This is a genomic window from Microbacterium paludicola, from assembly GCF_015235415.1.
Classification (GTDB): domain Bacteria; phylum Actinomycetota; class Actinomycetes; order Actinomycetales; family Microbacteriaceae; genus Microbacterium; species Microbacterium paludicola.
In genome coordinates, this window is sequence record NZ_JADGLL010000037.1 from 15109 (window position 1) to 27219 (window position 12111).

Genomic DNA, 12111 nt, shown 5'->3' on the forward strand with positions numbered 1-12111 from the left:
GCATGCCGAACGGGCAGACTGCCCGGTCGGAGGCGCCCCGCGGCGAATGCGGTGAGGCGCCATCGGTGGCTCAGCGGCGGAGGTGTCGCTGGAGTGCCTCGTCCATGTCGGCGGGGGTGAAGCCGGTGGCGGTGATCTTCGCGAGGTCGAGCACGCTGCGGGCGGGGCGCGGCGCGATGGGCCGGTCTGCGCCGGCGAAGTACTCGGCGGTGGAGACGGGGGTGACCCGGGAGGGGTCGTGTCCGGTGAGTTCGAACACGCGGCGGGCGATGTCGGCCCACGACCGGGGTTCGCCGGAGCTGGTGACGTTGTAGACGCCGTGGGGTGCGCCGGTGTCGAGCAGGTGGGCGGTGGCGCGGGCGAGGTCGGTGGTGAAGGTGAGTCGGCCGACCTGGTCGTCCACGACGCGGGGGTCGATGCCGCGCTGGGCGAGGGATGCCATGGTGTCGACGAAGTTGCCGCCCTCGCCGATGACCCAGGAGGTGCGCAGGATGTAGTGGCGCGGCGCGGTGGCGACGATCGCGTCGCCGGCGGCCTTGGTCTGCCCGTAGACGCCGAGCGGGGCGATGGCGTCGTCCTCGGTGTAGGGGCGCTGCTGGGTGCCGTCGAAGACGTAGTCGCTGGAGACGTGGACGAGGGTGATGCGGTGGGCGGCGGCGATGCGGGCGAGGGCTGCGACGCCGGTGACGTTGGCGGCCCATGCGTCGCCGCGGCCTTCGGCGGTCTCGGCCGCGTCGACGGCGGTGTGGGCGGCGGCGTTGATGATCACGCCGTAGTCGGCCCAGCGGCGGGAGTGCTCGAGGCCGGGGGCGGTGAGGTCGAGGTCGGCGCGGGTGGCGTATTCGATGTGCGGGGCATCGCCGAGCTGGGCATGCAGGGCGCGGCCGAGCTGGCCGGCGGCGCCGAGCACGAGCACACGGCGCGGCGGCACGGGGGTGGCGTCGGCAAGGCGCGGGTGGGCGCGGTCCTTGTCGGAGATCTCGGCCTGCTCCAGCGGGATCGGCCACTCGATCGCGACGGTCTCGTCGGCGAGGTTGACGAACGAGTACGACGCGTCGGGCGACCAGTGGTCGTTCACGAGGTACGTGTACGCGGTGGCGGGCGCCAGCGTCTGGAACGAGTTCGCCACGCCGCGGGGCACGAACACCGCCTTGGACGGGTCGAGCTCGGCGGTGAAGACCGTGCCGAAGCCGGGACCCTCGCGCAGGTCGACCCAGGCGCCGAAGATGCGGCCGGTGGCGACGGAGACCCACTTGTCCCACGGCTCGGCGTGGATGCCACGGGTGACCCCGGCGGACTCGTTGAAGGAGATGTTGTTCTGCACCGGCCCGAAGTCGGGCAGGCCGAGCGCGACCATCTTCTCGCGCTGCCAGTTCTCCTTGAACCAGCCGCGCGCGTCGCCGTGCACGGGCAGGTCGAACAGCAGCAGACCGTCGATGGTCGTCGGAGTCGCGGTCAGCGACTTGCCGAGTTCCGCGGTCATCTACTGCCCCTTCGAGGCGTAGAACGCCTCCGTGGCGTCCTTCGCCGGCGCCCACCAGGCCTCGTTGTCGCGGTACCACTCGATCGTGGCGGCGAGCCCCGACCGGAAGTCGCGGTACTTCGGCTGCCAGCCGAGCTCGGTGCGCAGGCGCGTCGAGTCGATCGCGTACCGCAGGTCGTGGCCGGGGCGGTCGGCGACGTGGTCGTACGCGTCGCGCGGCTGTCCCATGAGCTCGAGGATGAGCTCGACGACGTCCTTGTTGTTCTGCTCGCCGTCGGCGCCGATCAGGTACGTCTGCCCGATCTCGCCCTTCTCCAGGATCGTCAGCACGGCCGAGGAGTGGTCGTCCGCGTGGATCCAGTCGCGCACGTTCTCGCCCTTGCCGTAGAGCTTGGGGCGGATCCCCCGGATCACGTTCGTGATCTGACGCGGGATGAACTTCTCGATGTGCTGGTACGGGCCGTAGTTGTTCGAGCAGTTCGAGATCGTGGCGCGCACGCCGAACGAGCGCACCCAGGCCCGCACGAGCAGGTCGGATCCCGCCTTCGTCGACGAGTACGGCGACGAGGGGTTGTAGGGAGTCTTCTCGGTGAAGCGCTCGGGGTCGTCGAGCTCGAGGTCGCCGTACACCTCGTCGGTGGAGATGTGGTGGAACCGCACGTCGTGACGGCGGGCCGCCTCCAGCAGCGTGTAGGTGCCGATGATGTTCGTGTCGAGGAACGGACGCGGGTCATCGAGCGAGTTGTCGTTGTGCGACTCCGCGGCGTAGTGGACGACCGCGTCGGCATCCGCGACCAGCGTGTCCACGACCGCGGCGTCCGCGATGTCGCCCTGCACGAACGCGACGCGATCCTCGGGGAGGCCGTCGAGCGACGCGCGGTTTCCCGCGTACGTCAGCTTGTCGAGGACCGTCACGTGGTGATCGGTGTGCTCCACGACGTGGTGCACGAAGTTGGAGCCGATGAATCCGGCCCCTCCGGTCACGAGCAGACGCATCAACGTCCCCTTTCCATCACATCGAGCAGGTATCGGCCGTAGCCCGACTTCAGCAGCTTCTCGGCGCGCTCGCGCAGCTGGTCGTCCGTCAGGAAGCCCTGACGCCAGGCGACCTCCTCGGGCACGCCGATGCGCAGGCCGGTGCGGCGCTCCATCGTGCGGACGTAGTCGCTGGCGTCGCTCATCTGGTCGAACGTGCCGGTGTCGAGCCACGCGGTGCCGCGGGGAAGCACCTCGACGCTGAGCTTGCCGCGCTCGAGGTAGGCGGCGTTGACGTCGGTGATCTCGTACTCGCCGCGCGCCGACGGCTTCAGCCCCCGGGCGATCTCGACAACGTCGTTGTCGTAGAAGTAAAGGCCCGGAACGGCGTAGTTGCTCTTGGGCTGGGCGGGCTTCTCCTCGAGCGAGACGGCCTTGCCGCTCTCGTCGAACTCCACAACGCCGTAGGCGGTCGGCTCTGCCACCCAGTACGCGAACACCGCGCCGCCATCGACGTCGGCGTAGCGCTTCAGCTGCGTGCCGAGCCCCGGACCGTAGAGCAGGTTGTCGCCGAGCACGAGCGCGACCTTGTCGTCGCCGATGAAGTCGGCGCCGATCGTGAAGGCCTGCGCGAGCCCGTCCGGGGAGGGCTGCTGCGCGAACGTGATGGACACGCCGAACTGCGACCCGTCGCCCAGCAGGCGCTCGAACGCATCGGCGTCGTGCGGGGTGGTGATGACGAGGATCTCGTCGATCCCCGCGAGCATCAGCGTCGACAGCGGGTAGTACACCATCGGCTTGTCGTACACGGGGACCAGCTGCTTCGAGACGCCCAGCGTGATCGGGTGGAGTCGGGTGCCGGAGCCGCCCGCGAGGATGATGCCTTTCACGCCTCCATCGTGTCACATGCGAAGAACGGCCGATGGGCGGTGCTTCCAGGAAGGCGCGCCTGCACCGTCCGGCCGGGCGCGGTTGCTACGATCACATGCCGCCGACCGCGCCACAGCGGTGGCTGGAGAGGCAGGCAGTGAACGACATCGCCCCGGCGCGCGCGCCCCGCTCGAGGCGAGGTGGTCTTCTGACCCGCGCCGCCTGGCCAACCCTCGCGGTCGCCGTCACGGTCGTCCTCGCGCTCGCCCGAGTGGTGCGCGAGCCGCGCTTCTACTTCGCCGACGACACCGAGCGCGGGTCGTTCGGGCAGTGGTGGCAGCTCGGCGAGCTGCTGCTGCAGGGGCGGCTGCCGCTGCTGGATCCGTCGGCCTGGCAGGCGGGCAACTACCTCGCGGAGGGGCAGTGGGGCGTCCTCAACCCCCTCGTCTGGCTGATCGGCCTCGCCGCGCGGGGGAGCACGGATCCCGTCGTGTTCGTCACCCTTGTCAAGGTCGCCGTCCTCGCGCTCATGGCGCTCGGTGTGCACCTGCTCGCACGTTCGTTCGGCGCGCACCGGCCGTGGGCGGCGCTGGCGGCCGTCCTCGTGCCGCTCGGCGGCTTCACCGTCTACATGGATGCCGCGTCCTGGTCGACCGGCCTGTTCAACGCCGCGGCGCTGCCGTGGGTGTGGTGGGCGCTGCGCCGGGCGGTCGAGGCGCGGCACTCGCCCATCCCTTATCTGCTGACCTCGTACGTGCTGATCACGTTCGGCTACGTGTTCGGCGTCATGGCGCTCGTCGTCGTGCTCGTCGAGACCCTGATCCGTCACGCGATCCGTCGCGACGGCGCTCGGGTCGTGCGAACGCTGCTCGCCTCCGTGTGGGGCGGTGCGCTGACGGTGCTCGTGTACCTGCCGGGGCTGCTCACCGCGCCGGTCTCCGAGCGTGGGGATGCGCCCTTCGGCAACTACCTCTTCCTCAACGCGGATCTCACCGACCTCGCCGCGGCGGGAGCGCCGTCCGTCGCCGGCACCATCCGCTCGTGGGACGGCGATGTGACACTCGCGCCGCTCGCCTACATCGCGTGGCTCCTGCCGCTGCTTCCGCTGGTGCTGCCGATGTCACGCGTCGCGGTGCGCCGGTGCCTGCCGCTGCTGATCTTCGGCGGCATCGCCCTCTGGGCCGTGCTCGCCCCCAGCCACATGGGCCCCATCCGCTGGCCGCTGCGGTTCATGCCGTACCTCGTCCTCGCGGTCGTCATCCTGTTCGCCGTCGCGGCCTCCCGCGCCTACCCGCGCCTGATCACGCGCACCGGCCGGCTGCTGAGCGGCATCGCGATCGTGGTGACGGCCGCCCTCGCCTGGGCGAACGACCCTCACTCGTGGCGCAGCATCGCTGTCGCCGGTGCGCTGCAGACGGCCGCGCTCGTCGCCCTGTGGTGGGTCGCCCACCGCGAGGCGTGGTCACGCGCCCGCCGCACGGCCATCGCCGTGCTCGGCGCCATGCTCGTCACCGCCGTCGCCGTGGCGGCGCAGATGTATGCGATGCCGCGATCGCCCCTGCCGGACGGCGACGCCCCCGACGTCGCGACGATGCGCCAGGTGCTCGCCGAGCCTCACGGCGACGGGTTCGTCGTCGGCGACACCAACGCGGGTCAGGACGACGCGGCCAGCTGGGACGAGCGCCTGATGGCGAACCTCTGGTACCTGAGCGACACGGAGGTGTCGAACCTCTACACCGTGCTTCCGTACACGGCGTTCACCGAGGACCTCTGCATGGACCTGCGCGGCCGCACCTGCGAGAAGGGCCTCGACGCCCTCTGGGCGACGGACGAGACCACGGGGAAGCCCCTGAGCGACCTGATGTCCGTGTCGACGATCGTCGCGATGAAGCACACGTTCCGGGCCGAGCCCGAGACGCCGGATGGCTGGCACGTCGCCGAGGAGGGAAAGTACACCTGGCTCCTCCAGCGTGACGAGGCGCTGCCGAGCGCCGGCGGGATCGCGTGGGAGGCGGACGACACGGACGTCACCGTCGTCGCACAGGACGACACGCAGGTGACGTTCACCGTCGACGAGGCAGGGGAGGACGGCCGGGTCGTCTTCAGCCGCCTCGACTACCCCGGGTACTCGGCGAGCGGGGGAGCGAGCATCGTCGATCCGCTGCGCGGCTGGCTGCTCACGGTCGACGTGTCGGATGTCGCCCCCGGCGAGACGGTCACCGTGCGGTTCCAGCCGCCCGCGATGCCGCTGATGGTGGCCGGCGCCGTGCTCGCCGCGCTGGCGGGGGCCGGCTGGATCGTGCTGCGGGCCGTCAGCCGATCGCGGCGCCGCTGAGCTGCGCCGTGAACACGCGGTGCAGGCCCTCCGGCAGCGAGGTGCGGGCGAGGGCGTCGAGCTCGGGCCAGACGCGTGAGCGCACGCGCAGGTCGAGGGCCTGACCGCGCGCGTCTCCACCGCCGCCGAGCACGATCGCCCCGTGCCGGCGGCGCAGGCGCTGCAGCTCGCTGACGAGCGCGCCGATCGACACCGCGCGCCCGCTGCCGACGATCTTGATCGTCAGCGTTCCGCGCGGCGTGGTGGCGGCACGCGCCGCCCCGGCGGAGACCATCGCGGCCGCGTCGTCCTCGTAGATGTAGTCGCGCAGCGTGTCGAGCGGGACGTAGACCGACGCGGGCTTTCCCGTGAGGTGCGCACGCGCGAGCACCGAGATGAGCCCCTGCGCCTTGCCGAGGTCCTGTCCCGGGCCGTACAGGTTGGTGATCCGCGCGACGAAGGCGCGGATGCCCGTCGACTCGGCCGTCTCCCGCAGCGCCGCCTCCATGGCGAGCTTCCCCTCGCCGTAGGCCGAGGCGGGGGCGGTGGGCGTGTCCTCCGTGAAGGGCGGATGCTCGGCGGCCGCGTAGGCGCCGCCGACCGAGGAGGCCATGGTGATGGTCAGGCGGGCGCGGTCGGCGTCGGGCAGGTCGGCGACGGCGGCGAGGAAGCCGCGGAAGACGTCGACCTCGGCGAAGACGACCTCGCGCGGGGTGGAGGTCACGGCCTTTCCGGCGCACCAGTGCACCTCGAGGGGCGCGTCGGGTCGAGCCTCCGCCACGAACGCGGCGAGGCCCGCTTCGAGCGCGGGGACCGCGGCATCCGGATCGCTCCACGGCACGGCCGCGGCGAACGGCGTGTCGGCGCGGGAGCGCGCCACGGCGCGTCCGAGCAGACCCCGGCCGATGATCCAGCGCGCTGGATCGGTCATCACATCCCGGACGGACCCGGCGAGCGACGCGACGGGTCGACGCGCCCCAGCGGGCCCATCGAGGGGTCGCGGACGATGAGGTAGGTGGGCTTGCCGAGCGCCATGTTCACGGCGACGCCGAGGTACTCGGCGATGATCCCCAGCGCGACGAGCACCACGCCGGTGCCGAGCAGCAGGGCGACCATGAGCGAGGTCCAGCCGGGCTCGATGAGCTCGCCGCTGACCATCCGCGCGACCACGAGGTACAGCGCGAACACGATCCCGAGCGCGAACACGATGCCGCCCGCGGCGGTGACGAGGCGCAGGCCCCGCGTGCCCGAGGTCAGCACCATGCTCCAGAAGTGCGCGAACAGACGGCGGAACGAGTAGCCCGAGCGGCGGTCGCCCTCCTCGCGCAGCGTGATCGGCGCCGTGACGGTGCGCGCGGCGACCCAGCTGAGCGCGACGTCGAGGTACACGCCGGTGCCGGCGTAGGCCGCGACGCTCCGGCCGATCTCGCCGAGCGCGAGCCGGTAGCTGTGGAATCGCGACGCCTGGCCGCCCCCGAAGATCGTCTCGAGCACCCGCTTCGACGCCTTCGATGCCGCGTTGCGGATGAAGCCGTGCGGCGGGGTGTTCACGGGCGCCGCGTACACCAGGTCGGCGCGCTGGTTCAGCGCGGCGTCGAGCATGATCCCGATCTGGTTCGGGTCGTGCTGCCCGTCCTCGTCGATCGTGACGATCCACTCCCCGCCCGAGCTCGCCATACCGGCGAGCGTGGCGGCGTGCTGGCCGAAGTTGCGGCTGAGCCACACGGGCGCGATCCACGAGTTCGCGGCGGCGAGCTCGCGGATGACGCGGTCGGACTGATCCGGACCCCGGTCGTAGGCGAGCAGCACCTCCTCGACGCGCGCGTGGTGTCCATCGGGCGTGGTGAAGGTCGCCGTGAGCGGGCGCAGTTCGTCGACGACGCCGTGCAGCGTCTTCTCGCCCTGGTAGACGGGGATCACGACACTGATGCGGTGGACGTACGGCGCGGTGCCCTCCGTGGGCTCCAGCTGGTTCATCGCATTCTCCTCTGAAGCACACGATACGAGAGGCGACGGGCCCGGGCCATGAGAGAGGCGCGGAGGTCGCCGTAGCGGCGGACGAACGACGAGATCACACCGGGGTGCGTCTTGTGCAGCCAGGCGTGGAAGCCGTGGGCCTGCCCCGCCTGCTCGGCGACGAGCGCGACGCTCCACTGGGTGTCGCTCATCCGGAACGTGGCGCCCACCTCGGGATCGGGGGCGAAGTCGCCGTGCAGCAGCACCCGGCTGTACGTCGCCTGGTCGATGAGGTACGGGAACCGGTCGAACCAGCCGCCCTCCGCCACGAGCAGATCGCGGCGCATCATCACCGACGCCGGCTCGCCGAACAGGTTCGATCCGGCGCGCACGGCCTTGCGCACCGCGGCGCGGCCCGGCATCAGGCGACCGAGGCCGCGGAGGCCCCATCCGGCCATGAGCACGCGCCCCTCGGCGTCGACCACGTCGCGGCGGCACGCGGTGAGCACCGCGCCCGTGCGCTCGAGGATGCCGGCCTGGCGCGCCAGGACGCCGGGGCGCAGGATGTCGTCGCCGCACACGAGCTTCAGGAACTCGCCGGTCGCCGCCTCGGTGACGCGGTTCCAGTTGCGGCCCGCGCCGCCACCCGCCTCGGTGGTGAGCAGGCGCACGCGCGGATCATCCGCGAACTCCGCCATCACGGCCGCGGTGTCGTCGGTGGAGGAGTGGTCGGCGACGATCAGCTCGAGCGAGGGGACATCCTGATCCAGGATCGAGCGGAGCGTCTCGCGCAGCGTGCGGCCGTTGTTGTAGGCGGGCACCACGACGCTGATACGCGGGGCCCCGGGGGATGCGGTCACCGATCGTCCTTCCGGTGGAACGAGAAGCGGCTGTGCCCGAACCAGCTGGCGAACGCGATCACGACCGTGAAGAGCAGCTGCGCGACGATCTCGTGCCAGCCGAGCCAGATCTTCATCGGCGGCACCACCAGGAGGTTCAGCAGGAACGTCCCGAGGTAGACGAGCTGGAACCGCGCGAAGTCGAGCCAGACGTGACCCCTGACGCGGAACACGAACCGGCGGTAGAAGACGAACGCGCTGAGCGTGCTCATGACGTGAGCCGCGACGATGATGCCGAAGACGATCCAGTCCTGGCCGGGCCACCACATCCGGAACAGGAAGGAGAACAGCACGAACCAGGCGAATCCGATGCCGGTGTTCACGGCGCCCACGAAGAGGAACGCGACACGACGGTCCCGGAACAGACGCAGGAGCGGCCCGTCGGGGCCCGACATCCCGGCGATCTCGTCGCCGTCGGCTCGCGTCGCCGCGTCGTCAGCGGTCTCGTCGGCCGGGGTGCTCATCGTCCTCAACGCTACAGCGAGCGGCTGGGAGTCACGCCGGTGGCGCTCCGGGCGTCCCCAGCCGGCCCCGTCTAGGATCTTCTGGGCGCGACCTGACGCGCCGTCGGCTCCCGCACCGGGACCGCGACGCATCGACTGACGCATCTACCAGAGAGAGTGACGCCATGGACCTGCTTGTCGTCGGATCCGGCTTCTTCGGACTCACCATCGCCGAGCGCGCCGCCGAGGCGGGGCGCAAGGTCACGGTGATCGACCGCCGCCACCACATCGGCGGCAACGCCTACAGCGAGAACGAGCCGACCACCGGCATCGAGGTCCACCGCTACGGCGCCCACCTGTTCCACACGTCGAACCCGTCGGTGTGGGAGTACGTCAACCGCTTCACGACGTTCACGAACTACGTGCACCGGGTCTACTCGACCCACAAAGGTCAGGTCTACGCGCTGCCGGTGAACCTGCACACGATCAACCAGTTCTTCAACGCGGCGTACACGCCCGACGAGGCGCGCGCGCTGGTCAAGGAGCAGGCGGGCGAGTTCGACGTCAAGACGGCGGCGAACTTCGAGGAGAAGGGCATCGCGCTCGTCGGGCGCCCGCTGTTCGAGGCCTTCTTCGCGCACTACACCGCCAAGCAGTGGCAGACCTCGCCCGAGAAGCTGTCGGGCGACATCATCAGCCGGCTTCCCGTGCGCTACAACTACGACAACCGCTACTTCAACGACACGTGGGAGGGCCTTCCCACCGACGGCTACACCGCGTGGATCGAGCGGATGGCCGACCACCCGAACGTCGACGTGAAGCTCAACGTCGACTTCTTCGACGAGTCGCAGCCCCTGAACAAGAAGGCGCTCGTCGGCCAGGTGCCGATCGTCTACACCGGCCCCGTCGACCGCTACTTCGACTTCGCCGAGGGCGAGCTCGCCTGGCGGACGCTGGACTTCGAGGAGGAGGTGCTGAACGTCGGCGACTTCCAGGGCACCTCGGTCATGAACTACCCGGACGCGGACGTCCCGTACACCCGCATCCACGAGTTCAAGCACTTCCACCCGGAGCGCAAGGACGTCTACCCGGATGACAAGACCGTCATCATGCGCGAGTTCTCGCGCTTCGCGACCCGCGAGGACGAGCCCTACTACCCGGTGAACTCGACCGACGACCGATCGGGGCTGCTCGCCTACCGCGAGCTGCAGAAGGGCGAGAAGGACGTGTTCTTCGGCGGTCGCCTCGGCACCTACCAGTACCTCGACATGCACATGGCGATCGGCTCGGCGCTGTCGATGTGGAACAACCAGCTCAACGCCTGAGCGGGCGGCAGGATCAGGGCGCGCTCGTGACGGGCGCGCCCTCGTCCTGTCCCGCGGCGGGCTCCTCGTGCGGGAACACGAAGCGGTCGTACGTGAGGTAGCGGAAGAGCGTCGCGAGAGTCTGCCCGATCAGGGTGCCCGCGATGTTGTCCGGGATCGGCCCCTCGAGGTGCAGGACGTAGCGCGAGAATGCGAGGCAGCCCAGCTGCAGGCCGATCGCCACGAGGTTGAATACGACGAACAGCGCGTAGCGCGACCACCGGTGCGGGAGGTGGCGGTCGTTGAACGTCCAGTAGCGGTTCCCGACGTACGTCACAAGAGACGCGACGACGATGGCGATCGTCTTCGCCACCACCGGCTGATCGTAGAAGGGACCGTGACCGGTCACCCAGAACGCGAGCAGGTTGAACACCGCGGCGTCGACGAGGAACGCGAGGCCTCCGATCGCGAGGAACGCCCCGGCCTGTCGCGTGTGCTTCTGGGCCGCGGATCGCGTCATCGGGGGGTCTCCTCAGGGCGACGGTCAGGGGGCAGGAACCTGCCGCGTGATAGTCTCAAGCGGTTCTGACGGTGCCGGCTGGCGCGCGTCGCAAGCCTCGATTCTATGTTCCCTCGGAACCCCACGGAGATGTGTCCACGGAGATGACGACGCCCGACGCCGAGATCGCGACCGCCACCGCTTCCGACGGAGCCCCGTCCGTGGCCCGACCGGTCATCGCCGCGATCGTGCCGTGCTACAACGAGGCACTCGCCATCGCGAAGGTGGTCGCCGACCTCAAGGCGGCCGTGCCGGAGATGGTCGTGTACGTCTACGACAACAACAGCACGGACGGCACGGGCGACATCGCCCGTGAGGCGGGCGCCATAGTCCGCCGCGAGGAGCGCAAGGGCAAGGGAAACGTCGTGCGCCGGGCCTTCGCCGATGTCGAGGCCGACATCTACGTGATGATCGACGGGGACGACACGTATGACGCGGCCGCGCTGCCGGAGATGATCCGCGTGCTGCGCGAGGGCCCCTACGATCACGTGCTCGGTGTCCGCAGCCAGAAGACGGACACCGCCTACCGGCCGGGTCACGAGCTCGGCAACCGCGGCTTCAACTGGCTGGTCGGCAGCGTGTTCGGCACGAACGTGAGCGACATGCTCAGCGGCTACCGCGTGATGTCGCGCCGCTTCGTGAAGAGCTTCCCGGCGGCATCGCGCGAGTTCGAGATCGAGACCGAGCTCACGGTCCACGTCATGAGCATCCGCGTCCCCCACACGGAGCTGACGGTCGGCTTCAAGGACCGCCCCGCGGGCAGCGAGAGCAAGCTGCGCACCTATCACGACGGATTCCGCATCCTCGCCCTGATCGGCCAGCTCATCCGGCACGAGCGCCCGCTGCTGTTCTACGGTCTGTTCGGGACGCTCCTGGCGCTCCTGGGCATCGCGTTCGGTGTGCCGGTGATCGTCGAGTACCTCGAGACGGGGCTCGTGCCGCGGCTTCCGACGGCGCTGCTCGCCCTCGGGTTCGTGCTGTTCGGCGCGCTGTCCTGGGTGATCGGGCTGGTGCTCGATGGCGTGCTCCGCTCGCGTCGGGAGATGAGCCGGCTCACCTATCTGACCTACGCGCCTCCCGCGTGAGCCGCCGCGACCACGATTCCTGCACGGCAGGCCCGCATAGGATCTTGCCGTGACCCGCAGCGTCGTCGGAGCCCCCGGTACCCTGGAGCGCTATCTGGCTCTTCGGACTTCCGGTGGGGGTGAGGCTCGCCGGGTGAGTTCGGGCGGGTAGGGGTCGAGGTCCCCGAGGATCAGTAGCGCCAACTGCTGCTCCAACCGAGGACCTCGACGTGTCTCACCATAG

The 12111-nt window shown here is 70.2% G+C and carries 11 protein-coding genes; 3 read left to right on the forward strand and 8 right to left on the reverse strand.

Annotation, left to right across the window (positions count from 1 at the left end):
• Window positions 1–70: 70 nt before the first annotated feature.
• Genes rfbD through rfbA form a run of 3 tightly spaced genes read right to left on the reverse strand, consistent with a single transcriptional unit; the run spans window position 71 to window position 3348 of the window.
• Window positions 71–1483 carry a dTDP-4-dehydrorhamnose reductase gene (gene rfbD, locus IR155_RS12585; protein WP_135115172.1) on the reverse strand — a complete coding sequence of 471 codons (1413 nt, stop codon included), beginning with the start codon at window positions 1481–1483 and terminating at the stop codon, window positions 71–73.
• Window positions 1484–2482 carry a dTDP-glucose 4,6-dehydratase gene (gene rfbB, locus IR155_RS12590; protein WP_135115173.1) on the reverse strand — a complete coding sequence of 333 codons (999 nt, stop codon included), beginning with the start codon at window positions 2480–2482 and terminating at the stop codon, window positions 1484–1486.
• Entirely contained in the window at window positions 2479–3348 is an 870-nt protein-coding gene (gene rfbA, locus IR155_RS12595; RefSeq protein WP_135115174.1) for a glucose-1-phosphate thymidylyltransferase RfbA, read from the reverse strand. Before rfbA ends, rfbB begins: the two co-directional genes overlap by 4 nt.
• Before the next feature lie 137 nt (window positions 3349–3485).
• On the opposite strand from rfbA, the gene IR155_RS12600 reads away from it, so the two are divergent.
• The gene (locus tag IR155_RS12600; protein ID WP_135115175.1) at window positions 3486–5663 is read left to right on the forward strand and encodes a class-II aminoacyl-tRNA synthetase family protein; all 2178 of its coding nucleotides are present in this window, start codon (window positions 3486–3488) and stop codon (window positions 5661–5663) included.
• On the opposite strand, the gene IR155_RS12605 is transcribed toward IR155_RS12600, so the two are convergent.
• From IR155_RS12605 to IR155_RS12620, 4 genes are read right to left on the reverse strand one after another with little or no spacing between them, the layout of a single operon-like run.
• The gene (locus IR155_RS12605; protein ID WP_135115176.1) at window positions 5641–6573 is read right to left on the reverse strand and encodes an NAD-dependent epimerase/dehydratase family protein; all 933 of its coding nucleotides are present in this window, start codon (window positions 6571–6573) and stop codon (window positions 5641–5643) included. The genes IR155_RS12600 and IR155_RS12605 overlap by 23 nt on opposite strands.
• Entirely contained in the window at window positions 6573–7619 is a 1047-nt protein-coding gene (locus tag IR155_RS12610) for a glycosyltransferase (protein WP_194210335.1), read from the reverse strand. Before IR155_RS12610 ends, IR155_RS12605 begins: the two co-directional genes overlap by 1 nt.
• The gene (locus IR155_RS12615) at window positions 7616–8458 is read right to left on the reverse strand and encodes a glycosyltransferase family 2 protein (RefSeq protein WP_209306777.1); all 843 of its coding nucleotides are present in this window, start codon (window positions 8456–8458) and stop codon (window positions 7616–7618) included. Before IR155_RS12615 ends, IR155_RS12610 begins: the two co-directional genes overlap by 4 nt.
• Window positions 8455–8961 (reverse strand): GtrA family protein, encoded by a 507-nt coding sequence (locus IR155_RS12620; RefSeq protein ID WP_167760791.1) that lies wholly within the window; start codon window positions 8959–8961, stop codon window positions 8455–8457. The genes IR155_RS12615 and IR155_RS12620 overlap by 4 nt, the downstream gene beginning before the upstream one ends.
• Window positions 8962–9125: 164 nt before the next feature.
• On the opposite strand from IR155_RS12620, the gene glf reads away from it, so the two are divergent.
• Window positions 9126–10265 carry a UDP-galactopyranose mutase gene (gene glf / locus IR155_RS12625; RefSeq protein ID WP_135115178.1) on the forward strand — a complete coding sequence of 380 codons (1140 nt, stop codon included), beginning with the start codon at window positions 9126–9128 and terminating at the stop codon, window positions 10263–10265.
• A gap of 13 nt (window positions 10266–10278) precedes the next feature.
• Here the strand turns inward: glf and IR155_RS12630 are convergent, their stop codons facing one another.
• Window positions 10279–10764: a GtrA family protein gene (locus IR155_RS12630; RefSeq protein WP_135115179.1), complete on the reverse strand. Its 486-nt coding sequence runs from the start codon at window positions 10762–10764 to the stop codon at window positions 10279–10281.
• A gap of 143 nt (window positions 10765–10907) precedes the next feature.
• Between IR155_RS12630 and IR155_RS12635 the strand changes: the two genes are divergently transcribed.
• Complete coding sequence (locus IR155_RS12635; RefSeq protein WP_135115180.1) at window positions 10908–11888, forward strand: glycosyltransferase; 981 nt, start codon at window positions 10908–10910, stop codon at window positions 11886–11888.
• The last annotated feature ends 223 nt before the right edge of the window (window positions 11889–12111 follow it).

Bases quoted from the DNA above. Each gene is read 5' to 3' on its own strand.
- glf (WP_135115178.1), top strand. From the start codon at position 9,126: ATGGACCTGCTTGTCGTCGGATCCGGCTTCTTCGGACTCACCATCGCC.
- IR155_RS12610 (WP_194210335.1), bottom strand. From the start codon at position 7,619: ATGAACCAGCTGGAGCCCACGGAGGGCACCGCGCCGTACGTCCACCGC.
- IR155_RS12630 (WP_135115179.1), bottom strand. From the start codon at position 10,764: ATGACGCGATCCGCGGCCCAGAAGCACACGCGACAGGCCGGGGCGTTC.
- IR155_RS12635 (WP_135115180.1), top strand. From the start codon at position 10,908: ATGACGACGCCCGACGCCGAGATCGCGACCGCCACCGCTTCCGACGGA.
- IR155_RS12620 (WP_167760791.1), bottom strand. From the start codon at position 8,961: ATGAGCACCCCGGCCGACGAGACCGCTGACGACGCGGCGACGCGAGCC.
- IR155_RS12605 (WP_135115176.1), bottom strand. From the start codon at position 6,573: ATGACCGATCCAGCGCGCTGGATCATCGGCCGGGGTCTGCTCGGACGC.
- rfbD (WP_135115172.1), bottom strand. From the start codon at position 1,483: ATGACCGCGGAACTCGGCAAGTCGCTGACCGCGACTCCGACGACCATC.